The 22760-nt window shown below is 60.2% G+C and carries 33 protein-coding genes and 1 tRNA gene; 9 read left to right on the top strand and 25 right to left on the bottom strand.

Annotated features, from left to right (window positions below):
• Nucleotides 1-18: 18 nt before the first annotated feature.
• Genes FHX11_RS01305 through FHX11_RS01290 form a run of 4 tightly spaced genes read right to left on the bottom strand, consistent with a single transcriptional unit; the run spans nt 19 to nt 4090 of the window.
• On the bottom strand, nt 19-444 hold the full coding sequence (locus FHX11_RS01305) for a hypothetical protein (RefSeq protein WP_184354265.1): 426 nt from the start codon (nt 442-444) through the stop codon (nt 19-21).
• Nucleotides 441-1064, bottom strand: coding sequence for a hypothetical protein (locus FHX11_RS01300; protein ID WP_184354264.1), 624 nt, complete (start codon nt 1062-1064; stop codon nt 441-443). The genes FHX11_RS01305 and FHX11_RS01300 overlap by 4 nt, the downstream gene beginning before the upstream one ends.
• 3 nt (nt 1065-1067) lie before the next feature.
• Nucleotides 1068-1712 (bottom strand): hypothetical protein, encoded by a 645-nt coding sequence (locus FHX11_RS01295; protein ID WP_184354262.1) that lies wholly within the window; start codon nt 1710-1712, stop codon nt 1068-1070.
• The gene (locus FHX11_RS01290; RefSeq protein ID WP_184354260.1) at nt 1712-4090 is read right to left on the bottom strand and encodes a hypothetical protein; all 2379 of its coding nucleotides are present in this window, start codon (nt 4088-4090) and stop codon (nt 1712-1714) included. Before FHX11_RS01290 ends, FHX11_RS01295 begins: the two co-directional genes overlap by 1 nt.
• Before the next feature lie 200 nt (nt 4091-4290).
• Between FHX11_RS01290 and FHX11_RS01285 the strand changes: the two genes are divergently transcribed.
• The 4 genes from FHX11_RS01285 (at nt 4291) to FHX11_RS01270 (ending at nt 6158) form a co-directional block, all read left to right on the top strand.
• Nucleotides 4291-4677 carry a hypothetical protein gene (locus tag FHX11_RS01285; protein ID WP_184354258.1) on the top strand — a complete coding sequence of 129 codons (387 nt, stop codon included), beginning with the start codon at nt 4291-4293 and terminating at the stop codon, nt 4675-4677.
• Nucleotides 4678-4833: 156 nt separating this feature from the next.
• Nucleotides 4834-5250, top strand: a complete 417-nt coding sequence (locus FHX11_RS01280) for a hypothetical protein (RefSeq protein WP_184354257.1) — start codon at nt 4834-4836, stop codon at nt 5248-5250.
• Between the two features lie 17 nt (nt 5251-5267).
• Nucleotides 5268-5663, top strand: coding sequence for a hypothetical protein (locus tag FHX11_RS01275; protein WP_184354255.1), 396 nt, complete (start codon nt 5268-5270; stop codon nt 5661-5663).
• A gap of 99 nt (nt 5664-5762) precedes the next feature.
• Nucleotides 5763-6158, top strand: coding sequence for a transposase (locus FHX11_RS01270; protein WP_348649682.1), 396 nt, complete (start codon nt 5763-5765; stop codon nt 6156-6158).
• Here the strand turns inward: FHX11_RS01270 and FHX11_RS29875 are convergent.
• The 14 genes from FHX11_RS29875 to FHX11_RS01200 all read right to left on the bottom strand — a co-directional run bounded on the left by FHX11_RS29875 (nt 6101) and on the right by FHX11_RS01200 (nt 15275).
• Nucleotides 6101-6406, bottom strand: coding sequence for a hypothetical protein (locus FHX11_RS29875; protein WP_184354253.1), 306 nt, complete (start codon nt 6404-6406; stop codon nt 6101-6103). The two genes, FHX11_RS01270 and FHX11_RS29875, sit on opposite strands and share 58 nt — an antisense overlap.
• 23 nt (nt 6407-6429) lie before the next feature.
• Complete coding sequence (locus FHX11_RS01260; protein ID WP_184354251.1) at nt 6430-6831, bottom strand: hypothetical protein; 402 nt, start codon at nt 6829-6831, stop codon at nt 6430-6432.
• Between the two features lie 83 nt (nt 6832-6914).
• Nucleotides 6915-7400: a hypothetical protein gene (locus FHX11_RS01255; RefSeq protein WP_184354249.1), complete on the bottom strand. Its 486-nt coding sequence runs from the start codon at nt 7398-7400 to the stop codon at nt 6915-6917.
• 3 nt (nt 7401-7403) lie between these two features.
• Entirely contained in the window at nt 7404-7835 is a 432-nt protein-coding gene (locus FHX11_RS01250) for a phage tail terminator-like protein (RefSeq protein ID WP_184354247.1), read from the bottom strand.
• 36 nt (nt 7836-7871) lie between these two features.
• Nucleotides 7872-8258, bottom strand: a complete 387-nt coding sequence (locus tag FHX11_RS01245; protein WP_184354245.1) for an HK97 gp10 family phage protein — start codon at nt 8256-8258, stop codon at nt 7872-7874.
• A gap of 11 nt (nt 8259-8269) precedes the next feature.
• A complete protein-coding gene (locus tag FHX11_RS01240) occupies nt 8270-8515 on the bottom strand; it encodes a hypothetical protein (RefSeq protein ID WP_246780865.1) in 246 nt (81 codons plus the stop codon).
• Nucleotides 8491-8847, bottom strand: a complete 357-nt coding sequence (locus tag FHX11_RS01235) for a hypothetical protein (RefSeq protein ID WP_184354243.1) — start codon at nt 8845-8847, stop codon at nt 8491-8493. The genes FHX11_RS01240 and FHX11_RS01235 overlap by 25 nt, the downstream gene beginning before the upstream one ends.
• Nucleotides 8847-9344 (bottom strand): DnaT-like ssDNA-binding protein, encoded by a 498-nt coding sequence (locus FHX11_RS01230; protein ID WP_184354241.1) that lies wholly within the window; start codon nt 9342-9344, stop codon nt 8847-8849. Before FHX11_RS01230 ends, FHX11_RS01235 begins: the two co-directional genes overlap by 1 nt.
• 70 nt (nt 9345-9414) lie before the next feature.
• Nucleotides 9415-10386 (bottom strand): DUF2184 domain-containing protein, encoded by a 972-nt coding sequence (locus FHX11_RS01225; protein WP_184354239.1) that lies wholly within the window; start codon nt 10384-10386, stop codon nt 9415-9417.
• A 3-nt stretch (nt 10387-10389) separates the two neighbouring features.
• Entirely contained in the window at nt 10390-10860 is a 471-nt protein-coding gene (locus FHX11_RS01220) for a DUF2190 family protein (protein WP_184354236.1), read from the bottom strand.
• A gap of 27 nt (nt 10861-10887) precedes the next feature.
• A complete protein-coding gene (locus FHX11_RS01215) occupies nt 10888-12024 on the bottom strand; it encodes a DUF2213 domain-containing protein (RefSeq protein ID WP_184354234.1) in 1137 nt (378 codons plus the stop codon).
• Nucleotides 12025-12075: 51 nt separating this feature from the next.
• On the bottom strand, nt 12076-13440 hold the full coding sequence (locus FHX11_RS01210; RefSeq protein ID WP_184354232.1) for a phage portal protein: 1365 nt from the start codon (nt 13438-13440) through the stop codon (nt 12076-12078).
• 46 nt (nt 13441-13486) lie between these two features.
• Nucleotides 13487-14971, bottom strand: coding sequence for a phage terminase large subunit (gene terL, locus FHX11_RS01205; RefSeq protein WP_184354230.1), 1485 nt, complete (start codon nt 14969-14971; stop codon nt 13487-13489).
• A complete protein-coding gene (locus FHX11_RS01200) occupies nt 14928-15275 on the bottom strand; it encodes a hypothetical protein (RefSeq protein WP_184354228.1) in 348 nt (115 codons plus the stop codon). The genes terL and FHX11_RS01200 overlap by 44 nt, the downstream gene beginning before the upstream one ends.
• A 566-nt stretch (nt 15276-15841) precedes the next feature.
• Between FHX11_RS01200 and FHX11_RS01195 the strand changes: the two genes are divergently transcribed.
• Nucleotides 15842-16543: a 50S ribosomal protein L11 methyltransferase gene (locus FHX11_RS01195; RefSeq protein WP_184355747.1), complete on the top strand. Its 702-nt coding sequence runs from the start codon at nt 15842-15844 to the stop codon at nt 16541-16543.
• 36 nt (nt 16544-16579) lie between these two features.
• Here FHX11_RS01195 and FHX11_RS01190 read toward each other — a convergent pair whose 3' ends face one another.
• The 4 genes from FHX11_RS01190 to FHX11_RS01175 all read right to left on the bottom strand — a co-directional run bounded on the left by FHX11_RS01190 (nt 16580) and on the right by FHX11_RS01175 (nt 18313).
• Nucleotides 16580-17245 (bottom strand): DUF6362 family protein, encoded by a 666-nt coding sequence (locus tag FHX11_RS01190; RefSeq protein ID WP_184354226.1) that lies wholly within the window; start codon nt 17243-17245, stop codon nt 16580-16582.
• Nucleotides 17220-17636 (bottom strand): hypothetical protein, encoded by a 417-nt coding sequence (locus FHX11_RS01185; RefSeq protein WP_184354224.1) that lies wholly within the window; start codon nt 17634-17636, stop codon nt 17220-17222. The genes FHX11_RS01190 and FHX11_RS01185 overlap by 26 nt, the downstream gene beginning before the upstream one ends.
• Nucleotides 17637-17694: 58 nt before the next feature.
• Nucleotides 17695-17985 (bottom strand): hypothetical protein, encoded by a 291-nt coding sequence (locus FHX11_RS01180; protein ID WP_184354222.1) that lies wholly within the window; start codon nt 17983-17985, stop codon nt 17695-17697.
• A gap of 133 nt (nt 17986-18118) precedes the next feature.
• The gene (locus FHX11_RS01175) at nt 18119-18313 is read right to left on the bottom strand and encodes a hypothetical protein (RefSeq protein ID WP_184354220.1); all 195 of its coding nucleotides are present in this window, start codon (nt 18311-18313) and stop codon (nt 18119-18121) included.
• Between the two features lie 65 nt (nt 18314-18378).
• On the opposite strand from FHX11_RS01175, the gene FHX11_RS01170 reads away from it, so the two are divergent.
• The 3 genes from FHX11_RS01170 to FHX11_RS01160 all read left to right on the top strand — a co-directional run bounded on the left by FHX11_RS01170 (nt 18379) and on the right by FHX11_RS01160 (nt 20314).
• Entirely contained in the window at nt 18379-18696 is a 318-nt protein-coding gene (locus FHX11_RS01170) for a hypothetical protein (RefSeq protein WP_184355841.1), read from the top strand.
• Nucleotides 18669-19457, top strand: a complete 789-nt coding sequence (locus FHX11_RS01165) for a LexA family transcriptional regulator (RefSeq protein ID WP_184354218.1) — start codon at nt 18669-18671, stop codon at nt 19455-19457. The genes FHX11_RS01170 and FHX11_RS01165 overlap by 28 nt, the downstream gene beginning before the upstream one ends.
• Nucleotides 19458-19933: 476 nt before the next feature.
• Nucleotides 19934-20314 carry a hypothetical protein gene (locus FHX11_RS01160; protein WP_184354216.1) on the top strand — a complete coding sequence of 127 codons (381 nt, stop codon included), beginning with the start codon at nt 19934-19936 and terminating at the stop codon, nt 20312-20314.
• Between the two features lie 218 nt (nt 20315-20532).
• On the opposite strand, the gene FHX11_RS01155 is transcribed toward FHX11_RS01160, so the two are convergent.
• The gene (locus FHX11_RS01155; protein ID WP_184354214.1) at nt 20533-21003 is read right to left on the bottom strand and encodes an MEKHLA domain-containing protein; all 471 of its coding nucleotides are present in this window, start codon (nt 21001-21003) and stop codon (nt 20533-20535) included.
• Nucleotides 21004-21116: 113 nt separating this feature from the next.
• Nucleotides 21117-21192: transfer RNA gene (locus FHX11_RS01150), tRNA-Ile, on the bottom strand.
• 164 nt (nt 21193-21356) lie between these two features.
• Between FHX11_RS01150 and FHX11_RS01145 the strand changes: the two genes are divergently transcribed.
• A complete protein-coding gene (locus FHX11_RS01145; RefSeq protein WP_184354212.1) occupies nt 21357-22097 on the top strand; it encodes an SIMPL domain-containing protein in 741 nt (246 codons plus the stop codon).
• A 218-nt stretch (nt 22098-22315) separates the two neighbouring features.
• On the opposite strand, the gene FHX11_RS01140 is transcribed toward FHX11_RS01145, so the two are convergent.
• The gene (locus FHX11_RS01140; RefSeq protein ID WP_184354210.1) at nt 22316-22657 is read right to left on the bottom strand and encodes a hypothetical protein; all 342 of its coding nucleotides are present in this window, start codon (nt 22655-22657) and stop codon (nt 22316-22318) included.
• Nucleotides 22658-22760: the final 103 nt, after the last annotated feature.

The following is a 22760-nucleotide window of genomic DNA, read 5'->3' as shown; positions in this document are numbered from 1 at the left end:
TGGCGGCGTATCGCCGTATCAACCGACCTTGAAGGCGCGTGCGGCGTCGAGCAGATCGACCGTGCCGAGACCGGTTTCGCGCAACACGAAGATGCGTTCGCCATTGACGACGCCGAGCGCATAGCCGAAGGGGCCGTCGTGCGGGATGGCGGCGATATCGCCGATATGGGCCTGGCTCGGGTGGATCTCCGGCAGCATGGTGGCGACGAGATCGGCGAGATTGTCGAAGCCGGCCGCCTTCATCGTCTTCAGCGCGCCGGCGGCGGTCGAATATTCGCCGCGAAACTGGTCGGCGCAATCGACGCCGGTGATGGCCAGCACCAGATTGCCGGCAAGGCCCGGCCCGCAATCATGGCTGCCCCAGGCAAAGGGCGTGCGCTTCAGCCGGTCGATCTCGGCGACGAAACAGGCGCGCCAGTTCTTGACCCTGACGAGTTCGCTCATCCCTTCTGCCCCCATGGAATTTGCCAGTTGGCGACGGTGCTGGAATAAAGGCCGAACTCGTCGCCGCTGCGACGCTTCTGGCCTTCATAGGAGGATTTGGCCGGATTGGTGCGCTCCAGCATGGCGATGGCCGCCGAAATCGCCGATATCTCGACATCGCCGTCCTGTCCCACCGAAGGCGTCTTGATCGGCGCGCCGTCGACGATGCCGAGAAAGGCGATCTCGGGGGCCGCGCTCGGCTGACGCGTCGCGGTATCGAACGCCATGTCGTGGATCTCCACCGGCGCCAGCCGCAGATCGTAACCGCGGACAAGCTGCTGCGCCACCGGCGCGATCTGGCCGATGGTGATCGTCACAGTCTGGATCGTCAGGTCGGCGGTGCGCGGGATCGGGCTTACCTGCAGATTGAGGCCGCCATAATAGGCTCTTGCCTCCGGCAGTCCGGTCACCCCAGAGGTGACGGTGATATTGATATCGTCATCGCCGGTCCACAGACCGATCGAGGCCGGTGCGCCGGAGGCGATATCTTTGCCGGTGATCCAGACGAAGCGGCGGGGCACGAGCCCCTTGTCGCGCGCGCCGGTCAGCGCCGCGAGGAAGGCGGAGGTGATGTTCTTCATCGTCTATTTCTTCTGGATGATCTTGAAGGTGGCGCCGGAGGTGATGGGGCCGCTCGCGGTGCCGGGATTGTGGCTGCCCGGCATGACCAGGCATTTGCAGGCCGGCAGCAGCAGGATTACGCCGAGACCGGCGGCAAAGCCGGCCGGCAGATGCGGGAAGACGCCGAAGACCGGCGTCGTGCCCGCCCCCGATGCCGTCACCGTTTCCGAGACTTCGAGAAAGGCATAGCGGCCGCCATAGCCGATCTGCATCTTGTCGCCGACAGTCAGCCGATACCCCGCCGGCAGGCCCGTGAGGCTGAGCGAAGCGTTGTCGGCTCCGAGCGCGGCGATGCTGACGCTCGCGCTCCCGAGCTTCGTCCCGTCGGGGTCGGCCTGTGGATATTTCGACAGCGGATCATAAAGAAAAAGCGCCTCCTGGGCGCCGTGTAGTTTGCGGATGCGGGCGGCGATCTGTTTCGCCTCCGCATTGTACATGTCGGAGAGCGTCACCGTGCCGGTCCAGAGCGGCGGCGCCAGCTCCGCCTGCCAGACCCGGCCATCGCCGGAGCCGGAAAGCTCGTCATTGCGCTGAATGTCCCAGACGATGCTGGAGATCTTCAGGAGATCGGCAAAGGCCGGCAGGCTGTAGGGATAGGAAACGGCCATCAGCGCCTCCGGGGATTGCGGTTGATCTGCGCGACGCGATCGGGAAGCTGCTGATTGAAATCATTCAGCCCCTGCCGCGTCGAACTCTGCGCTTCCGATTGCGCGACATTCTTCACATAGGCCTTGAGATTGCCGTCCTCATCGACGGAAACGCCGACCGTGACATGCACGCCGGAAGCGGAGCCGGAGGCATCGTTCTGGTTATCGGCCCTGAGGCGACGGACGGGAACGGCAACATCCGGCGCCCGCACCAGTTGCGGCCCGCCCTCGCCGACCACGCCGCCATCGGCATAACCACGCCGACCAAGCCGCATCGCCTCAACGATGCCGACGCCGCCCGCCCGGGCGATATCCTTCTGGCTCCAGACGACCTCGCCGGCGTGAACGATGCCGGCCGGCTCGTGCTTGCCGCCGGGGCCTGTATAGCCGCCATCGGCGAACAAGCCGTTGGCGCCGCTCGCGATAACGCTCGCCGCCTGCGGCGACCGCGCCAAAATGCCGAGATCCAGCCCGCCTCCACCGAAGAGGCCACCAAACAACCCACTACCGGCGCTGTTGACCTTGAACAGGCTGTTGAGCACATCGTTCAGCAACCGGTCGGAAATCTTGGTGAGCACGGAAATCGCCGCCTTCCCCAAGGATTTCCAAAGGCCCTCGCCATTGCGCAAGCCGCTGACCAGCGTCGAGGCAAAATCGCCGGCAAGCTCGCGGGCATATTTCAGCTGTTCATTGTAGCGGATGATATTGGCAGAGGCCGAATTCATGTCGACCGGCAGACCATATTGCTTCTGTGTCGAAGCAACAGTCTGGTCGACGGTCGAGCGGCCCATTTGATCCTGCTGGAACTGGATATCGCCCGCGAGCTTCTGCAGCGCCTGCGCGTCGGCAACACGCCGATAGGCATCAGCCTGGTCGTTGGCCGCCTTGGTCAATTGCGGCATTTGCGCCAACTGCACTGCACAGCTTTTCTGAAGCTCGTCCTGACTTTGCTTCAGCGTGACAACCTTCGATTTCACATTGTCCGTCGCGACAGCGGATTGGGTAGAGGCCTGGCTGCCAAGTTTGGTCTGTTCGGTGTAAGTTTGTGAGGACTTCGTAAGACCATCCACCGCGTCTTTCTGAGCCCGTATGACCTTATTCGAACTGGCATCCACGAGAGACTTCGCCTTGCCGTTGCCGACTGGCACATATGCTGCCGCCGTCGACAAATTCTGAAGGTCGCTCTGCGTTTTCGCCGCGTTGTTTTCAATAGAAGTTTGCTGCGTGGTCACTGCTTTGCCCGCCGCTTGCGCCGTCTCAGGCAAGCCCGAAAGACGCTTCTCATAAGCACGCTGCGCTTGTTCTCCGTAATTCTGTATTAGACTGACCGTCCTTATCAGCGGCCCACGAGCTTCGCTCAACGACGACGCCATTTGACCAAGTTCTTGATCACCGCTTTCCGCATATGCTTTCTTGGCAAGATCAACTACCGTCTGGATATCTTCTATCGTCAGTTTACCATTATCGGCATTTGTCTGAAACTTCGCACGAGCGACTCCCAGGGCATGTAGGTTGGAGTCTGCATGTACGGCGGCATAATCAAGCCTTACCGCCATATTCTCATTGTCAGCATTGATATTTCTTATTGTGTCGACAATTGATTCCCGATTTACCTTCAAGACAGCAGATACTTTAGTAACAAGATCACTAATGTCTTTCGCCTGCTTGGTTTGAGCCGCGTATTCTTTTGCAGCTGGGATCTCATCACCGAAATGGTCTGCTAGATACCGGGCGTCCGCGTCTTGAGCATCAAGGCTTCCTTCCGCCCTTTCTCTGACTGCAGAAGGACGGATATAATTCACTCCATTTCCTACTGCCGCTGCCGCCTCACCCCTGAGATCCTTAATTCGCCCCCCTCCTTGTATAAGCAGAAAAGCGGCCACGCCCAGACCAACATCCTTCCAATCAATCTGCGGCGGCTCGCTAAACTTAAAACCTGGCTGAGCAATGGCGTTCACAGCTCGACTTTGCGTTAATGTGCTTCCGCCTCGGTTGTCGGATGTCGTGCCACCATTTTGTGCTTTATTGTCAACTGATTGAACAGATGATGTGATTGCGCTCGCGTCAGCATTCATAGCAACTAAAAGGCTTTTTGCTTTACCGGAATTACTTGCGGCGGCACCATAGCTGTCAGTGAGATTTAAAACTTGCGCATTTGCCTTTCCGATAGCGCCACTCGTGATATTTGCCCGCGCACTTACGACATCAAACGCTCGGGAAGTAGCGCCAGCTGCTTTTTGCGTCCGCGTCGCTGCTGAGCTGAAATCATCCAAGCTCGTAGTAGCAGCATCGACACCCGAGGTCGAAATCTGAATTCCCAATTTTGTAATATCTTGCACCGGTACTCCTTTCGAGAATCAGACGTGAGAGGCAGCGTTTCAGGCCAAAGCAAACGGCACAACGGCTGTTTGTCATTGTTTCAGCGGTCGCTATGCGAGAGAAACAAGTAAGCGTTTAAAATTCAGAGCTGCATTATCGCGTTTCTTGCGCGAACGACCTTTTCCCTCTAAGATTGCCTAGATCAACCTATGAGGGCATCATGCGCCGAATAATTTTAGCAACTTTTGCATGTGTAATAAGCGGCAACGCTCATGCGGATTATCGCGAAGAGATCCATAATTTAGCGATTCAGGTCAACAACGCCACCTACTCCAGCCTAACCACAGCCTATATTTGCCGGAATGTCGCTGGCATTGATACCTACCTAAAGGTGCGCCAAAAGGTCGAAGCGGTAATGGCTAGACTAAGCTCGGATGCTGGCTTGGTGCGCGAAACGATTGGCTCTTGGGAAACGCTACTGCAGAAAAATCGAGACTATAAGAATCCTGGCGTTACAGAAAAAGAATGTACGGACGCACTTAGCGACAGAGATCGCAAGCTCGACGCTGCTCTTAATGCCATGTTAGACATTCGTGGTGATCGCTAATACTTTGATTGACACCTAAAAAGTGCAATAGCCAAAGGCTATCAAGCCGGCAGAATTTGCAATATCTGTCACTGGCATACCTTTTCAAAACATGCGAAATACAACCCTGCGCTTTGAATGGGGGATTTCGTGATTAGATTGTGGAGATTGGTCAGCGTGGCTCTTTTGCTGCCAGCCATTGGCGGCTGTAGCTCTTCTGAATCGAAATTGGTGACCGTGTGCGAAGAGGTTTTGAAACTGAGACTTTTAGCGCCAGCAGGATACAAGCGGGTCGAAATCAAAGAATCCAACGAGCCTCTCAACCGCGCCGACTATAAACGCTATTTGGCGGGAGACGAATATGGGCCGCTCATCCAGGGAGCCAGGATGAAGGATTTTGACCAAGGCCGGGTAAAACCTCTGATGTTTGAGGTTCTTATAACTTACGATGCTCCTAACGCTTATGGCACACCAATTCGCGGCACCTCCAGATGTCAATATCCAACTGACAATGAAGACACCTCCAGAGCGGACCGTCTCTACGTAATGATTGACGGCAAAACGAACGCGGACTGGTTAGAGACACAGCGTTAATAAGAGCGGTAGCGACAATGAAGCCTCAACTACTTCTGACTGCATTCTTCGCGTGCACAATCTTCACGCAAGTTTTAGCCGACGACGAGCACAAGCGTCTTCAGCTGACCGGTAAAGTCATCGATGATGTGAACGTGAGTTTCGTGATTGCTTATCAATGCCGAGATGTGCTTGGCACGACATATTACAACGCAATTCGGACGTATGCCGAGAAGGCTTTTCAGCAAATCGGCTTGTCACCGGAAATGGCGGCACAACGAGTCAACAGACTTGAAAAGTTTATCGAGAGCGAAAACAAACCCGGCCGGAAGGAGGATATCGAGGGATGCGTATGGAATATTTCAACCGTAAACCACGACCTGCAGACCGCACAAAAGAACTATATCGACTTTACGCACCCTAAAAATCCATAAGGAATTACGGTGACAGTGCACTCAATAAGCTTTCAGATCTGACCAACGCAATCGATGGCCCGTCTTGCTCGTATCATCATCCCTGATATTCCACATCACGTGACCCAACGCGGCAACGGGCGGGCGCAAACCTTCTTCTGCGATGATGACTATGCGCTCTATCGCGATCTCCTGGCCCATCATTGTCGTGCCGCCGGCGTAGAAGTCTGGGACTGGGTGTTGATGCCCAATCATGTTCACCTCATCCTCGTTCCGACGGATGCTGACGGTATTCGCCGCGCACTATCTCGCGTTCATCGCACCTATGCCGGCCACATCCATGCGAGGCTGCGCCGGACCGGCCATTTCTGGCAGGGCCGCTTCGGTTGTGTCGCCATGGATGAAGAACATCTGGCAGCAGCGCTCCGCTACGTCGCCCTCAATCCGGTGCGCGCCCCTTACCCCGCCTCCCGCGCCCTGATCGCCTCCGTCTCCTCCTCCACCGCCTGGCAATAGCGCCCGTCCATCGCCTTCAGCACGGCGATGTCCTCGCGGCGCAGGAGATTGCCGGTCAGGTGCAGCCAGGCCAGCATTTCCAGGTGGGAAAGCGGCGCCGGACCGGAAAAGCCGGGGGCCTGCGCTGAACGCAGATCCCAGAACCAGTCCCAGAGCGCATGGCCGGCCTCTGGCACCTCGGCCTCCGGGCTGATAAGCTCGAAGGCCTCGTTGCGTTCGCGCCGGGTCTCGCCGTTAGTATCGCGCACGCAATCGTAGCGTGCGACGATCCTTACGGCTTCTGAAAGCCCTTCGGCAAGCTCTTCATAAAATTTGCGCGGTCCTCCGAGGCGCCGGCCACCTGATCGTAGATCCAGCCGGCGTCCTCGACGACTTCGCGAGCCTTCTCGAAGGAGAGCACCGGCTGCTCGCCCTTCCACTGCTGCTCGCCCCAGTTCCAGGAAGCGATGGCGGCGGCGGCCTTGTCGAGATATTCGGCCTCGACCTTGCTGGTCGTCAGCTTCTTCTTGCGGCTGGCGAGGAAGCGGTCGCTATGCTGGCGAACGATCTTCTTCACCTCGTTGCTCTCGGCCGAGCGGACCATGAAGGAGATGCCGAGCGGCTCCTCGGTGGCCGGATGCAGGAGCTGCAGCTCGAAGAGATCTTCGGAATTGACGAGACTGGAGATATCCAAGGAAACACCTTATCGGTTGGGACATATTCGAGTGGCCGCGCGCCGCAGGAGAGCGACGCGCGCAAGGTTCCGAAAGATCGCGCTTACGGCGTGGTGACGGGATCGATGCGGATCGGCAGCTGGTTGAGGCCGATCTTGAACTTCTCCAGATCGAAATCGTCGGAGCCGCCGCCGGGATAGAGCGGGCCGGAAACGACGCCGCGCGAATAGAAGATCGTGTTGGTCTTGCCCTGCGGCGCGTCGTTGCGCTCGACCTTGATCGCCATGTTGTTGATGTTCAGGGGATCGCCGAAGACGCGCAGGATGTCCTGGCCGGGATCGTCGGCGATGGAGGCGACTTCAAGCTCCGGGTCGCCGGCATTGGAGACGCCCTTCTGCTTCTGCTGCACCGGCTCGTCGAGCGTGTTGTAGTTGTTGATGGTGGAATCGGAGCCAAAATCGCCGATATTGCCGACCTTGCCGACCTGCACCCAGGTCAGCGCGGCATAGGCGCTGGCCGTCAGGTCGCTATTCTGGGCGGTCTCGCATACGTAGACCTTGGAGCCCTTTTTCGTGCTTTTATTCGCCATGGATCATGTCTCCGGTTCAAAGGCGGTGTAGGGAATGGTGACCGGTATCTGCACGCGGTCATCCTCTTGGATCGGGCCTGCGGCCCACGGCTCGCCGCTGATCGTGATCTTCACGCCAGAGGCAAACAGCGTCTTGTTGTTGAAATGGTCGATCACCAGGCCGGCGGCATCGAGCGGCTTGATCAGCCCGCCGCCGGCCTTCCAATAGACGGAAACCTGCAGGAGCCCGCGCTTCTGCTGCGGATCGTCGCCGAGCGTCACCTGTCGCGTCCGATTGGGCAGGAAGCTGACAGCCAGATAATGATCCGGCTTTTCTTGCCCCGCCGGCGGAAAGGCAATCCCCGGCTGCGCCACCGGCAATACCGGCTGGAATTCGAGCGCGGCCAGATGATCCAGCAGCGCAGCCAGAATGAGAGCGTCCGTTGCCGTCGCCATGCGTCACCTTGTCTAGACTGTTGAGATTTCGAAGGATCAGGCCGTCGTGTCGCGCACGGCGCGCTCGACGATATCGGGCCATTGCTGCGCGGCGAGCCGCACCATGCCCTGCCCCGCCCGGCCATCCTTGCCATACTCGACTTCGGCAGCCTCAGGCGCGGTAAAGCCCATGTAGATCATGCCGCCCAGCGGCACGCCGAGGCCGGCCAGATTGACCGGCTGACCATCAGATCGCCCGGCGTCCCCGCTTTGCAGCGGCGAGGCGGAGATCTGGAAGGAGTTGGCAAGCTCGCCGGAAGCCGGCGTTGCCTCGACGATCGCCTCGGCCAGCCGCTGCGCGGAGAGGTTCACCACCTCCTCCATGCGCTTCTTGGTCCGCTCGGCCCAGGCGGCGATCTCGGCGGAGAAATTGGAAGACGCCATGTCGAATGCCCCTATGGAATGCCGCGCGACCGCCGAGGGTCTTCCGTCGGGGACGCACGCGGTTCGAAATTCAGGAAGGTTCGGCCGCCATAGCGGGCGCGGATCGTCGATTTCGGGCTGCGGCGCGCGGCATGCGCCACGCCATCTCTCCTTGCCGAAAGCCGGTTGAGCAGCAGGATCGAGCGAACCAGCAACCAGAGCGTCAGGACCGCCCTGAAGCGCGCCAGCGCCGTCATCGCCGCACCTGCAACTGCCAAAACACGATCGTCCCGCCCGGCGATAGCGGCCGGATATCGACAATCGCATGCTCGATGTCGCCGATCACAAGCCGGTCGGCCAGCGTTGGCGTGATCGATAGTCCCTCGGTCGAGAGATAGACCATGCGATCCCCACGCTGGATGAGCGCATCGGCGACATGCGCCTCGTTATGATCGAGATCGACGAGCGAACAGGCAAACGCCTCGCTCGTCTGAACCGGATCGTAGTCGGGGCCGGCATTGACGATGCGCCGCAGGCTGCCCTTCTGGCCGAATGTCGCGATCAGCCGCTCGGCCGTCATCCGCGTTCTGTCATAGTCGAAAGCTGCCATCACACCACCAGAATGCCCGGCAGGACCGGACGCAGGAAGGGATAGAGAAGGCCGTCCAGCACGGTCAGCACCGGCCGTGCGGCCGCAATCATGTCGGCACCCGAGCCGGCAACCGCATATTCCATCTCCAGCGGCCCGACCTGCTCGCGCTTGACGGTCCGGGCGGCAACGATCACTGGCGTCAGGCTGCCCGGCTCGGCAAGCTCGACGGCCGCCGCCTCATAGGCGGCATAGGTCACCGGCAGCGGCACGATATCATCGGGGATCGCCTCGCCATTGGCCGTGACGGCTGCCTTGCGCGGCCAGGACAGCGCCTGATCGTATCCGCCGGCGCGAAGACCGGGAAAGCGCGGCTCGTAAAGGCCGTCGAGAGCCTGCGATCCGCGCACCAGCGCCGCCTGGCGGTCATCATCGCCGGCCGCGGCCCAGGCGGCATTGCCCCGATCGGCAAAATAGATGTCGGCGGCATCGAGCGTGCCGTAGAAAGCTGCGGACATGAGAGTTCCCGTCGATCAGCGAAAAGGGGATGCTCCTCCCTCCGCCGGAACGGAGGGAGGAAGACGATCGTCACGCCGCGGCAGTGATCTCGTCGCCATAGGCCATGGCCGCCGGCAGGCGCACTTCCGTGCCGCCGGTGCGGGCGATGATGCCGGTCTCGAAGCTCATGATCGACTTCTGGCGCGGCTGCAGCACCCGGCGCGGCATCGGCAGATGGAAGCGCAGCACTTCCGGATCGCGGCGATAGACCACCATGCGGCCACCGCCATCCTGCGAAGCTGTCGCAAGCTCGCGCAGCGGCTGGATGTCCAGCGGCTGGCCGGTCTCGGCCGTGTAGACATTGCCGCGCCGCAGGAATTCCAGCACGGTGATGTAGCCGTCGCCATCGGCAAGACGCTTGGTGGCGATCAGGCGGAAGGCTTCCGGCGGCAGGCGCAGGCTGTCGATCCACTCGACTTCGCCGGTGCTCTCACGCACGCCGCCGATAAGATCGTTGACATCCCGCAGGATCTGATCGGCTGTTTTGGCCGACCAGAACGTCGAGGAGCCGGCGCCATCAGCGGCAACATCGACACGCGACACGTTCGGATCGTTGACGAAACCGGTCCAGCCCTTTTCCGTAGAACCGACCATGGCGACGGAATTCAGCAGGCGCTCGATCTTATCGGCGGCGAAAATAGCGTTGGAGGCATTGAGATCGAGATTGTAGAGCGCGGCCTGGTTGACCTCCTCCAGATTCCACTCCCAACCCGAGCCGACCATCGCGAAATCATGGCTGGCGCTGTCGCGGGTCGACTGGTTGAACGGCATGTCCGTACCGGCGCCGGAAAGGAACTTCGCCTCGCCCGCGCTGTCGACGGTAAAGAAAGTCGTGCCGGCGGCCCATTCATTGCCCTCGGTGACAACAGGCACATGGAGGCCATAGTTGAAGGTCGGATAGCGGCGCTGGTAGATGCGCGTCTCGATATTGCGGCCCTGCGCGATGACGAAGGAATAGGCCGCCTGGGCATCGGCGAAATGCTGTCGAACGAACTGGTTCATGGATTAGGCGCTCCTGTGCTTGAGCGAGATTTCGACGATGTCGCCGTTGCCGCCGCTCGTGTCGAAGAAACAATCGGGAATGGGACCGACGATGCCGGTGCCGGCGGCGTTGACGTAGGCGTTGGTGGTCGGGTTGTAGTAGACGGCGTCGCCGTCAGCGACCGCGCTGCCCGCCCGTACATACATCTGGCCGGAGGTCAGGAAGGCGCCGGTGACGAACTGCGCATAGCCGTCCACCTGCGTCGCGCCGGGCAGCACCGTCGGCGTCAGCACGGCGATGCCGAGAAACTTGCCGCCGGCGGCATAGGGTGCCACGCCATGATCGGCGAGACCGCGCTGGACCGGCTGGCCGAACTTGATGCCGGCGGCACTTTCCACCGTGCGGCTGATCTTGTTGGATTTTTCCTCGGAAGCGATCTGCCCGTGCAGGCCCTTCTGAGGAGCGTTTCCATAGGTGGTCTGATAAGTCGCCATTGAAGCGTCTCCTTTTCGTTGACCTGGTTAAACGGGATTGGCAGGCAGATGCGCGGACTGCAGGTCGCGCACCATGGCGGCATAGGCGCTGAAAGCCGCCGACATCGACGCCTGCGGCGTGGTGATGCCGTCCTTGACAGCGGCGGCGAAAAGATCCGGAGGTTCGCGGACGGCTTCGGCCAGCATGTCAAAGCGCGCGTCGATGTAGGCTTCGGATCTGCCTTCGACAGCGCCTTCCCCGATCTTGGCGATGACGACCGCCTTGCGGATCGCCGCATCCGATAGGCCCGTGGTCTTCATATCGCCGACGATTGCCCTGGCGAGCCCGATAAGCTCGGCGCGCATCTCGGCCCGGCGATCGATCTCGGCATCACCCACGAGGCTCGCCTTGACGGCATCCAGTTCGGCATCGCGGACGGCGATTGCCTTTTGATAGGCGGCATCGGCCGCCACGATCTGGGCCTTGGCATCCGCGAGCTGTCTCTGCAGGGCCGCGACAAGCTCCGAGACCTGATCGCTGGCTTCGCCCCCGATGCCGTCAACCGCAATTGTCTTTGTGGGCATCATCCCTTCCTTGTTCTCGTGGTAATCGGAATTGGAACGTGGGGCTGCGAGAGGAGCGCAGCCCCACGGTGCTGCCACATCGCCGATGCAGACTTTCGATCCCGCACGGCCACGGCGCACGATGGCGATATGATTGATGCGAATGTTCTTCTGGATGGCGTCGTAGGCCTCGCCCGCAGGCGTTACGCCGGCCGTGAAATCGAGATCGCAGACATAGCCGGCGGACAGCTCCTGCTTGCCGCTCTCGATGTCCTGAATGGCCGCCTCGTCGCTGACCATCAGCGGCACACGGATGAAGATGCCCTCGCCGGCGATCTCGTCGCCGGTCTGGCCGACGGAATATTTCTTCCAGTTTTCCGATGTGACCATTTCCGGCGGATGCTCGTTTGTCACCGGCCGGTGAGCGACACTCCTCAAGGTATCCTCAGAGAAGACCTCCGCACCGGGACGATAGACCCGCACGGTCGGCATCTCCGCCCTGCCGATCTCGGCGCCGAGATAGTTCTGGATGCCCGTTCGGGCGATCCGGGCATCGGCGACAAGATAGCCGTCGCCGGTCCGCCGCGTTCCCGCGACGGTGACAATGTCTGTGAAGTTCATGATGAAATATCCCTGGTCGAAATCGACTTTGGTTGAGACTGTCTTGGTGCCCTACGACGAGACGGATGGTTCGGGTGTAGAAGCCACTTCGGGGGCCGTCTCCGTAGTTTCTGCATCCAGCGCCTGGATTGCCGCCTCCAGACCCGGCAGCGACCCATCTTCGATGAGCATGTTCACCAGTGCTTCAGACAACGCCTGGCGCGGAATGATCTCCTGCCCGGAGGATGAACCGAACAGAGTTCGCGCCGCCTCGGCCTTGGTCTTGAATATCTCTGCCTTGTCCTTTTCGCTCATCTGCTCCAGCGGTGCCCAAGAGGCATAGATATCCGGATCGCGAGCACCCGTAGCCGAGCGTATGAGGCACTCATCGAGCCGGGACATGGCTGGAGTGAACTCAAGCTCCTGGATCGCCTGGATACGGTCATGATAGTTCTTCATGTCCGCATTGCCCGTCGCATTGAGGCCGGCGGGAGATTGGCCGAGCAGTCGCGTGACCGGAATATCGGCCGCCCCTGAGACGATCTGCAGGAACGCCATCAGGATATCCGTCAGGCCAGACAGCGACGCGCTCTTGCTGTCATAGTCCTCCTCCGCGTCGAGGATCAGCGTGCCGTTGATGCCCTTGATGGTGTTCGCCAGGCTATAGCGGCGCAGTACGGCGTCTTCGTAGGCCTGGTTGCCGATATTGGCCGAGAATTGCGGCACCTTGATAATATCGATCTTCGCCTCGAAGATGAGGCTGGCAATGTTGGCGGCTGTGCTATCGGCGTTCTTGATGGCGTCGAAGGTCGCCGTAAGCACACTTTCTCCCCAACCATGACCGCCCTGCCCCAGCAGCCCGCCTGCATCCGCCTCCGGCACCATGGCACCATTGAAAATAACCAGCCGCGACGGATGGATGGCGACTTGTGCGCCATTGGCACCGGTCAGCGTGTAGAGTTTCGGGCAACCATACCATTCCGAGGTCGGATCTCGCTCAAGCTCTCCGGCGGCAAGTTGGCGACGCGTCAGGACCGTCAGATGTTTCAACCCGCCTTTGCCGATGCTCTCGACATCGAGCGGCCGTAATGGATCGGCATCGCCGGAACCGATAAACAGCGCCGCGCCGCCGAAAAGCCGCGCTTTCTTGGCAGCCTCCAGCACCTTGCCGCGCAGATTCAGCCGCCGCTCTTCCGCCTCGATCAAGCCGATCTGATCGCCTTCCGCCTGCCAGTTGCGCCATTTGCGGCAGCTGTCCAGTGCCGGGATATCGACGATCTTGCGCGGCAGCCACGAGCTGCGATAGGCGGCGACGAGCTGTTCGTCGGTCAGGATCGGCTGGGCATAGAATACCGACGCGGCCTTGTCGCGTTCCGTCCCCATGCGAGACGCAAGGCTCACCAGCCCATCGCGAACCATCGAGAGTACATGTCCCATGGAGTATCCTTTGGCATATTTTTGAAGAGAGACGCCTCGAAAGGCTCTAGAAGTTCTTGAAACTGAAGGAAGAGCCCAATGCGAGCTCATTCAGCGCATCGGCAAAGGCGTCCACCTGATCGTCGAACTGCGCATTCGGAAACGCACAGATTTCATCGAGAAATGCCTCGTTCCAATCGCCGCGCAGCAACCGGATATTTCCGGCCTCCGCCTGTGCCGAAGCCGGCTTGGCACGCGTCGCTTTGTCGCCGGTAATCGGCAGGACCTTTATCGGGAAGCCGGCAAGCAGCTTGATCTTCGTCCCGGCGTCGGCCTTACCAGCCGCGCCCGGATCCTGCGGCATGCGGATCGTCACCATCGGTCCGTCCTGGGTTGCCATATTCTTGAGGTTGCGCTCGACCTCCGCCGGCGACCAGCGCCCGCGAGCGATCGTCTCGACATAGAAAATGCCGCCGACTTCGGCCATACGAAGCCCGACCGTCCAGTCCGGCTGGCGGCCAGGGCGCGCCTTGGAGGCGGCGAAATCCCAGGCGCGGCAACGTTTGGCCGCCGCCGGCACGGCATCGACGATCTCGAAATCACCGCGCTGGAACAGGCCGCCGGAACGCGGCGATGGGCGCTGTTGAAACTGGCCGGCGACGGCATAGGAGCCGAGCGGCACCTTGTCCCGCTCCACCACCGTTCGAGGGAAGCGCTCGGGAAAAAGCAGCTCGCCCTCGTCCATCCTTGGGTCGACAAAGCCGATCGATGTGCAGCAGCGGCGCTCCGGCTCGAATTCCATCGGCAGCATGAGGTGTTCGTAGCCAAGCCCGAGCGTGAGGATCGTGCCGGAAACATCGGCTTCATGCAGGCGCTGCATCACGACGACGATTGCCGAATGTTGAGGATCGTTGAGCCGCGTCGGCACGGATTCCCGAAATGTGCGCACGGTTGATGCGCGCTCGGCTTCGGATTCCGCGCCGTCGACCGAATGCGGATCGTCGATGATCACCCGATCACCGCGCCCGCCGGTCAGTCTCGAAAACGGCACGCCCTGGCGAAAGCCCATGCGCGTGTTGGAGAAAGCCATTTCCCCCGCGCGCGTCAATCTCACCTGGTCGCCCCAGAGTGTCTGATACCATTCGGAAGCGACGAGATCCCGCATTCGCCTGTTGTCACGCTTGGCGTAATGCTCCGAATAAGAGGAGCCGAGGTAGCGCAGTTCCGGCCTGTTCTTCGGTCCCCATTCCCAGGCCGGCCAGAAGACGCCGCAAAGCAGCGACTTCATCGTTCCGGGCGGGACATTGATCAATAGCCGTGTGATGTCGCCGGATGTCACCGCCTCGAGATGTCGGCAGATGGCATCGATATGCCAGCCATGCACATAATCGACGGCGGGCTCGACCACATGCCAGGCCTCGCGAACGAAGCCGGCAAGTGACTGGCAACGCTGCCGAATTTTCTCCGCCTCGTCGGCGATCCGGCGTACGGTCTCCGCCCGTTCGGCCTCAGCCTTCCGCTTCGCTTTCTCCGCGCGGATCGCCGCCATCATCGCTGACGGCTCCGGCAAGCGGGCCGAAGAGGGATTCGAGTGTCGCAAGCTGTTCATCCGTGGCGTTGCTCAAGTCGATCGTGAAACTGTGGCCGGCTTTGGCGCCGCTCCCCTGGCGCTCGCTCGGCTTCTGGTGGACATAGGATGCGGCGATCTTCGCCATCTCATCCCGCCTCTTCTGGTCCGCCTCATCGTCACGCATGACTTTCAGCATATAGTCGAGCGGGGTATCACCCACGGACGCGGTCTTGCGCCGGCGGGCACGTGGCTTGCGCGGCGCGACAGGCTTGTCGGCAGTGGACATGCTTTGGAATTTCCGATGGAACGTTGAAAGGAAACAGGTGGCGGAAAACAAACCGCTTGCGGTCAACAGTGCGTCGCTGCAACTGTTCTCATCATGCCAAAATCAATACCCCAAAACGGCGCCCTTGGCGACACCCTTGATCGTTGTGGGACCCGCAAGGATTGTAGAACCTTGATGGAATGACCAAATAAGCATTTGAAATTTCATGATAATATCGATATCTCGAGTCCGACGATCAAGGTTGAATACCACTCCAGCGCCTTGTTGCGACCCCACTTCCAGGCAGGCAAATGCCCTCAAAGCAAGATCGACATCATCTCAATCGATATCTCGCACAGATCCGAGCGATTCTTCTGCATGAATGGGACCCGATCGGCATCCGCGCAATAGCAGACGCCCGCAATGAATATGACAGCTACGCTGCAGAGATCCACGCGATACTGACGCTGGAGGAAGCGACGAAAGATGCGATGGCGCACCGGCTTCACAACATCGCGATAGAGCAAATGGGACTGTCGAGCTCAAAAATGCTCGACGCTTGCTGCGCGTATGCCACCGAACGTCTGATGGCGTTGCGACGTGCCGCGGAGACCCGGCCCGCTGATCCAGCAAGTACCATCCGCGGCTTCATCGCCGCCAACCTTCCCGTGCAAGCCGTTCCATCCATTCCGGAGATTCGACTGCACAAGGCCGGACCGCAAAGCGGATTGCGACGGCTCGCCGAACAGGACCCTGACTTCGGCTCGCCCTACTGGGCGCATTACTGGGGTGGAGGATTGGCTCTGGCACGCTATCTTCTGGATCGACCGGAGACCGTCGTTGGCCAGCGCGTACTCGATTTGGGCGCCGGATCAGGCATTGTCGGCATTGCCGCAGCAAAGGCGGGAGCGATGGAGGTGGTGGCCGCCGACGTGGATCCCTACGCCATCGCCGCCATCGATCTGAACGCCGCCATCAACGGCGCGACGATTCTACCCGTCCTTGCCGACATAACGGGCAGCGCGCCTCCCCTTACCGATATTATCTGCGTCGGCGATCTCTTCTATGACGCCGACCTCGCCGCACGGGTCACGGCGTTTCTCGATCGCTGCCTGCAACAGGGTATTAAGGTTCTGATCGGCGATCCATGGCGTGCCCATCTGCCGCACTCGCGGCTGCGGCTATTGGTGGAATATTCCGTCGCGGATTTCGGTGACGCGGCTGAACGTGAAAGGCCGGGCGCGGTGTTTGCGCTGGAGCCGGCTCGCGGCGGCACTGATCGATCTTGAAGAAAAGCCTGGGTTCGGACCAGGATTTCCAGTGGATCAGGCCTTCATCTTTGCCCGGCGCCTGTTTTCCCGTTCCAACCGCTTCGCCAATGCGGTCAGTTCCGGACTGGCCGCGTCGAAGACCGGCCTTGCATCCTCTGGCAGCCAATAGGATTCATGCCTCGTAACGGGCGCTTTCGTCCGTTCAAATGCACCGGGCGAATTCGGCATCATCGGCGATATGCGGGACCAATCCGGCTCCTGAAGCGCTGGCATGGCAATCGGCAACACACCGGCCAGAGTCTGAAATTCCGCTTGAATTCGCCGTTCCGCCGTTCGCCTCACCCGGCCCGTTCTGGCGCAGAAATCGCGGAAAGAGCCGGCGACATGGGGAGCTGCAAGGCAGACGGACCATCGGGAGAGCAGAACGCGGCGTTCCTGATCCTTGACATGGGTCAGCAGCCAACCCTGCAACACTTCCTCGGCACGGCTGATGGCGGCGGCACTCGGACGGTAGCGAATACGGATGTCGCCATGATCCGCTGGTTCCGGCAGAACATCCGGCCAAAGAGTTCGCATCCGATCCGGACGCACGCCGCGCACGTCGAGATGGACCATCGTGTCGGCCGCCTCGACGAAACGAGCGCGGACGATCAGGCTGATATCCGCGATTGCAGCCGCCCGTTCCGAGAGATCGTCAACCTGCAAGACGTTGGTGGACATCGAGGCGTTTCTCCAGTTCGCGATAGATCAGGGTCCGAAGGGTTGCACGCACCGGCCAAGGCCGCCTTGCCACCGCGTCGGCGCGCAGGCTGGCGAGCGCAACATCGTCGAAAGCGGTCAGCACGTCGCCAGGCCGTTGCAGTGCCCAATCCTGCCGCTGCACCAGAATGTCGGAGACCGCGCCGATCGTATCCGACCACAGCTCATCCCGGTTGTTGCCGGTCTGGCGAATGCAGCGCAGAACGAAGACGAGATGTCCGTCGCCATATTGCCCACGGATTTCCTGCATGGTGCCCCGCGCATGACTTTGCGCCGGAGCGCGCCGACGATGGACGGGCACAAGCTTGATGCCGAGACCGTCAAGAAGAATATCGAGCCTGCCCTTGGTCATCGTCCTAAACCTCTATTCAGTGAGAAAAAAGCAAACGCCATCAACCACATCGCTCCGATCACGCGACCCGCTCGCCCTTATGATCCGAGCCGGAAAAAGCGTGCTTCGGCTTGAATAGCGCTTCCGCCTTCGATATCGCCTCCACCCGGGCTCCGTCGCGCAGCATCGGCGTGTTGAGATAAGCAACCATCGCCTCGCCGGCGGCGGCCTTGGCTGCATCCTGCGTGGAAAAGACGATCGGCTCGCCACGCGCGTCCTTGAGGACTTCGTTGGTAGAACGGTGAACCTTGCGTATCCATCCGAGATGACCGCCGGCAACCGGCTCCGTTCCGATCTGAAATTCATTCATGGAAACCTCCTCTGGCCACCCCGGCCAGCTTTTTCGATTGATTGTCGTAAGTGGTTGAAACGCGTGCCGGTTCGCCCGAGCAAGACGCCAGGCGGAGCCGCATGCATGCTCCGCGATCAGATGAACAATGCGATCATGGCTTGCTCTCTCGCCGAGAACCGTCCTGAACCATCGGGAAATGGATCAGATCGCCTTCCGGCGCCCCGCCGATTTCATCGTCGTCATCGAAGGTCAACGGCGAAACGATCCGCTGCAGGGCCGCAAGCACACAGGCGAAGAACGATGCAGCCGCGACGCAGGCGAGGAAGCCTTGAATGATCTCGCTCATGCCGCTTTTTCCCCGCCGTGCTCGCCCTCGATCGAAGCGCGATCATGCATTTGCGCCGGCTCCACATGACTGCTGCAAGCTTCGCAATGCCGCTCGATCACCTCGGCGATCGACAAGGCTCGGCGACAATCGGGGCATCCCCAAAAGAAATCGAAGTGAAGCGATCCGCCCCCTGCTGTCCTGCCTTTTCTCATCGACGTCATGCGATTACTCCCCAAACTATTTTTGCCGAACGCTCTTCGCTTCGGCATGTCGTGATGAACTCCATCATCGACATCTTGATAAACACAAATTATGTTGCTATTAATGCGGATGTCAACATGATTTATGTTAATTATTTTGCGAGTGTCTGGTCATGCGGAAATCCATGGGCGAACGACTGAAGGCGGCACGCGAGGCCGCAAACTATTCCTCGGCAACGAAGGCAGCGGAGGCGCTCGGCATCGGGCTCTCGACCTATCGAGCCCACGAAAACGGCCAGAACGAATTCGGCCCGGACATTGCCGATCGCTATGCCAAAAAGTTCGGCACCACCGCCGGCTACCTGCTGACGGGCGAAGGCCCCCGCAAGGTGGAGCGTCCGGGATCGCGCATGGTCACCTCTTTCGATCCCGACGAGCAGGACAACATCGGATTTGCCGAGGGGGACGAGGAGCTCAGCTATAGCCGCGAACACTGGCAGCCGAAAATCGAAGGCGCGATGCCCGAAGTCGACGTCAAGCTCGGGGCCGGCAGCGGCATTATCGGCGAAGTCATTAACCTCCCCGTCGGCGCCGGCAATGTCGCCGGACACAAGATCGTCGCGGAATGGCTGATTCCCGCAGGCTATCTACGCAATGAAGCGAAGGCATCGCCCAGCCACACCATTATCATGGAAGTGATCGGCGATTCCATGCAGCCAACCTACCTGCCCGGCGACCGCGTCATCGTCGACCTCTCGCAGAACCTGATGTCGACCGATACGGTCTACGCCATCAGCGACGGCTATTCCGAGCCGCAGATCAAGCGCCTGCAACGCGTTCCCTTCACCCAGCCCAGCCAGGTCAAGATCATTTCCGACAACCCGGCGCTCGAAACCTTTACGGTGGAGCTGGAGCGACTCACCATCATAGGCCGCATCTGCGGACATATTGCGCGGAAATAGCCCGCCGCTACCACCTTCCAGAACCTCGACATTCTAAGCCTTCGCCGGCCGGTGCCGGACACGGGACGCGGCACGCCGCAACGGAAGAAAACACTATCAGTGTTGGCTCTGGCGACAATAAACATAATTAATGTTGACACATATCATGTCATGTGAGACCTTATTTCTCGCGAGCCAATCGCCGAGATGGAATGAGCCCGCGCAAGGTGGAGATCTTGCACGAAGTCAGCGAAACCAGATCGACGATCGGGAAACTGTAGTTTGCCCCGAGGGGCAAGGAAAGGAAGCGTGCAATTCATGCCTGCAAGGCGCGATAGTTTGGCTATTGCCGGAAGCCGTGATTGCCGCGACGTCCGGCCCCACCTCCCCTCGACAACGGAACATCGGCAAGGCCGGTTCGCCCGCGTTCTCGCGGCAGGGTTCGTCGAAGACACGATTCAGTCGCCAGATTCAACGCCACGGACGGCGGCCTGACGATGGACCACGACGCCTTCTCCTGCGACTATTCGTTCGACGAACTCACCATCAATCTCTGTGACCGCTGGGAAACCGGTTTGCTGCTCTATGGCAGGGCCGAATTGACCTCGGCAGGCGCCGACTACGAGGGCGAGTTTTATGTCTCCACCATTCGGCTGGATGGCGGCGCCCGCCTGGCGAGACCAAACCCGCTTGCCCAGGCAGGAAGCTTCGAAGCCGAACTGTTCCGTCGCATCGCCGCCGTGATCGAAGACGATCGGACTACGGCCGGCCGTGATGCCGCGGAATTGTTTGCCTATGAACTCGAACAATCCAAGGAGAGAGATTACGACAGATTGCGCCGGATCAAGCGAGAGGACAGATTGGAGCTGATGGCATAAGCTGGCCCGGACGGCTTCCTCTGACCAGCGTCAGATGCCAATAGCCGCGAGGTTGGGTCTCATGTCGCAGCTCCAGCCGACCGATGAACAAGAAGCCTCCGCCCGCTCAGCCTGTTGAAAGCATGTCGCGCAAAAGTGTCCAGCGGTTTTACGAGCACGGCATGCCCGACATCAAAGACCTAAAGCGCGGGTAACGATCTGAAAGATCGCGACGCGCTTTAAACGTCTTGCCACGTCGAAAACGTCGCCGCCTGCCCACGCCGATTTCCGTCACGGTCGATGAGCTGCCAGACGATACCATCTTCGATCCAGAAGCGCCGCCCGGACTTTGCGATCCGCAGCCCACGATAGCCGGAGATAAAACCGTCCCGCGTTACCGCATCCAGCAATATCTGGCGTTCCGCGCGATTGGGAAGCTCCGCCGAAAGACGCGACGGTAGCGTCACAAATTCATCCCACGGATATTCGAAACAAGCCTGACCGGCCCTGTTGGAATAGACGAACCGCGGATCAGCATCCGTATTATGCGCAACCACCACGAAAGGGGCATCATGATAGAGCCAATCCGGCCCCTGCCCCGGCTCGACAAGCGGCGTCCCGACGATCCGCCGAAAACTATCGGTAAGCAGCTCGAAGAACGCCCCATCAAGCGACAAAGTCGAACCACCATGTTCAAGACCGCTGGCCATCGACGCCCTTTCCATTGTCTCTAATTGACATCACCGCGCCCCGAGGGCCGAAACAAAATCTTCCGCTAACCCTAGCGGCTAACCGCTCTATAAGTCATTGAGAAAAAATAATGTGGTGGGCCCGGAGGGACTCGAACCCCCAACCAAGCGGTTATGAGCCGCCGGCTCTAACCATTGAGCTACAGGCCCGGCACGATGACAGGTCGTCGCACGTGCGGCGTCGGGGCAATGGCTCCCCTGGCGCCGAATTGGCTCTAGCCCAATTCGTCTTTTCCCACAAGGGACTGCCGCAATACCTTCACAATCAATCCGCAAAAGCGAATATAGAGGAAATACCAACCAAGGAACGAACCATGCCGCTGATGAAAACCAGAGATTTTGCTTTCGCCGCTCTTTTGGGTACGACGCTCCTCGCTCCGGCCATCCCGGCTCTGGCCCAGGAAGCAAAGCCGCGGGACGCGATCATCACAGTCACTGGCGAGGGACATTCATCAGTCGCACCGGACATGGCGATCGTGACCCTCTCGGTCGTCAAGCAGGAAAAGGCCGCCCAGGACGCGCTCGACCAGAACAACAAGGCGATGGGTGCGGTGCTCGCGACGCTGAAGGACAGCGGCATTGCCGAGCGTGACCTGCAGACCTCGGGCTTTTCGATCCAGCCGCAATATGTCTATCCGAACGACAAGAGCGGCCAGCCGCAACCGCCGACATTGACCGGCTATCAGGTCACGAATGGCCTTACGGTCCGCGTTCGCGATCTTTCCAAGCTCGGCAGCCTGCTCGATCAGGTGGTCAAGCTCGGCATCAATCAGGGCGGCGATATCCAGTTCACCAATGACAAGCCGGATACCGTGCTCCAGGAGGCCCGCAAGAACGCGGTCGCCGATGCCGCGGCCAAGGCGAAGACGCTGAGCGAAGCCGCCGGCGTCAAGCTCGGCCACATCATTTCGATCCATGACGGCGCCGTCGTCATGCCGCCGCAGCCTTATGCGCGTCAATCCATGGCGATGGCCGCCGACAAGGCCGTTCCGGTGGCAAGCGGCGAAAACACGTATAACGCCTCGGTCAGCATCACCTACGCGATCCAGCAGTAGAGCAATTCCAGGAAAACTGCGCTGCGGTTTTCCGTCTGAAATTGCGTCAAAACAAAAAGATAGAGTGGTTCAATGCTGTCGTGAAACACTGACCCGCTCTAGCCGCAAAACAAAACCGCCCTTCGCTCTGATCCGATAGGATCGAGCAAAGGGCGGTTTCGCGGCCCCCGCCGATAAGCGAAAGCGACCATGGACGCAACCTGCGTCCATGGATTTTATCAGCGACCCAGCAGCGGGCAACCACGAACATTGGCGAACACCATCGTGTTCGGGCCACGACGGCCGAAGCCATCGACGATAACGCGGCGCGGCGTCACGTCGACCACGCGGGCGCGGCGCAAGCCGTAGCTGCGGGCGACATCCACGGCTTGCCGGGGATCGCAGCCGCGGCGGCGGTCGAAGCGCGGCGGCGGCTCGTAATAGTCCGGCGGTGGCGGCCGATGCCGGCCGGGACCGACATAGATATCCACGCCCTGGGCGGAAGCGTAATCCGCCGTGCCCGACAGGGCCGTGACAGCGATGGCGGCCGCAACCCCCAACTTTGCCAGCATTTTTCTCATTGGTGTCCTCCAAGAAGTGAAAGGCATCTCTCTCATAGACTTGCCGCATCTCCTGAGCGAGTGCGAGAGAAGTATCGGCGCGACGCTGAACAAGTCCAGAATC

It is taken from the genome of Rhizobium sp. BK602 (assembly GCF_014195095.1).
Classification (GTDB): domain Bacteria; phylum Pseudomonadota; class Alphaproteobacteria; order Rhizobiales; family Rhizobiaceae; genus Rhizobium.
The sequence above is the reverse complement of the archived record's forward strand: the minus strand, read 5'-3'. Positions and strand labels throughout refer to the sequence as shown.

Bases quoted from the DNA above. Each gene is read 5' to 3' on its own strand.
- FHX11_RS01305 (WP_184354265.1), bottom strand. From the start codon at position 444: ATGAGCGAACTCGTCAGGGTCAAGAACTGGCGCGCCTGTTTCGTCGCC.
- FHX11_RS01300 (WP_184354264.1), bottom strand. From the start codon at position 1,064: ATGAAGAACATCACCTCCGCCTTCCTCGCGGCGCTGACCGGCGCGCGC.
- FHX11_RS01295 (WP_184354262.1), bottom strand. From the start codon at position 1,712: ATGGCCGTTTCCTATCCCTACAGCCTGCCGGCCTTTGCCGATCTCCTG.
- FHX11_RS01285 (WP_184354258.1), top strand. From the start codon at position 4,291: ATGCGCCGAATAATTTTAGCAACTTTTGCATGTGTAATAAGCGGCAAC.
- FHX11_RS01275 (WP_184354255.1), top strand. From the start codon at position 5,268: ATGAAGCCTCAACTACTTCTGACTGCATTCTTCGCGTGCACAATCTTC.
- FHX11_RS01255 (WP_184354249.1), bottom strand. From the start codon at position 7,400: ATGGCGAATAAAAGCACGAAAAAGGGCTCCAAGGTCTACGTATGCGAG.
- FHX11_RS01250 (WP_184354247.1), bottom strand. From the start codon at position 7,835: ATGGCGACGGCAACGGACGCTCTCATTCTGGCTGCGCTGCTGGATCAT.
- FHX11_RS01245 (WP_184354245.1), bottom strand. From the start codon at position 8,258: ATGGCGTCTTCCAATTTCTCCGCCGAGATCGCCGCCTGGGCCGAGCGG.
- FHX11_RS01235 (WP_184354243.1), bottom strand. From the start codon at position 8,847: ATGGCAGCTTTCGACTATGACAGAACGCGGATGACGGCCGAGCGGCTG.
- FHX11_RS01230 (WP_184354241.1), bottom strand. From the start codon at position 9,344: ATGTCCGCAGCTTTCTACGGCACGCTCGATGCCGCCGACATCTATTTT.
- FHX11_RS01225 (WP_184354239.1), bottom strand. From the start codon at position 10,386: ATGAACCAGTTCGTTCGACAGCATTTCGCCGATGCCCAGGCGGCCTAT.
- FHX11_RS01220 (WP_184354236.1), bottom strand. From the start codon at position 10,860: ATGGCGACTTATCAGACCACCTATGGAAACGCTCCTCAGAAGGGCCTG.
- FHX11_RS01215 (WP_184354234.1), bottom strand. From the start codon at position 12,024: ATGAACTTCACAGACATTGTCACCGTCGCGGGAACGCGGCGGACCGGC.
- FHX11_RS01210 (WP_184354232.1), bottom strand. From the start codon at position 13,440: ATGGGACATGTACTCTCGATGGTTCGCGATGGGCTGGTGAGCCTTGCG.
- terL (WP_184354230.1), bottom strand. From the start codon at position 14,971: ATGATGGCGGCGATCCGCGCGGAGAAAGCGAAGCGGAAGGCTGAGGCC.
- FHX11_RS01200 (WP_184354228.1), bottom strand. From the start codon at position 15,275: ATGTCCACTGCCGACAAGCCTGTCGCGCCGCGCAAGCCACGTGCCCGC.
- FHX11_RS01195 (WP_184355747.1), top strand. From the start codon at position 15,842: ATGGCGTTGCGACGTGCCGCGGAGACCCGGCCCGCTGATCCAGCAAGT.
- FHX11_RS01190 (WP_184354226.1), bottom strand. From the start codon at position 17,245: ATGTCCACCAACGTCTTGCAGGTTGACGATCTCTCGGAACGGGCGGCT.
- FHX11_RS01185 (WP_184354224.1), bottom strand. From the start codon at position 17,636: ATGACCAAGGGCAGGCTCGATATTCTTCTTGACGGTCTCGGCATCAAG.
- FHX11_RS01180 (WP_184354222.1), bottom strand. From the start codon at position 17,985: ATGAATGAATTTCAGATCGGAACGGAGCCGGTTGCCGGCGGTCATCTC.
- FHX11_RS01175 (WP_184354220.1), bottom strand. From the start codon at position 18,313: ATGAGCGAGATCATTCAAGGCTTCCTCGCCTGCGTCGCGGCTGCATCG.
- FHX11_RS01170 (WP_184355841.1), top strand. From the start codon at position 18,379: ATGACTGCTGCAAGCTTCGCAATGCCGCTCGATCACCTCGGCGATCGA.
- FHX11_RS01165 (WP_184354218.1), top strand. From the start codon at position 18,669: ATGCGGAAATCCATGGGCGAACGACTGAAGGCGGCACGCGAGGCCGCA.
- FHX11_RS01160 (WP_184354216.1), top strand. From the start codon at position 19,934: ATGGACCACGACGCCTTCTCCTGCGACTATTCGTTCGACGAACTCACC.
- FHX11_RS01155 (WP_184354214.1), bottom strand. From the start codon at position 21,003: ATGGCCAGCGGTCTTGAACATGGTGGTTCGACTTTGTCGCTTGATGGG.
- FHX11_RS01145 (WP_184354212.1), top strand. From the start codon at position 21,357: ATGCCGCTGATGAAAACCAGAGATTTTGCTTTCGCCGCTCTTTTGGGT.
- FHX11_RS01140 (WP_184354210.1), bottom strand. From the start codon at position 22,657: ATGAGAAAAATGCTGGCAAAGTTGGGGGTTGCGGCCGCCATCGCTGTC.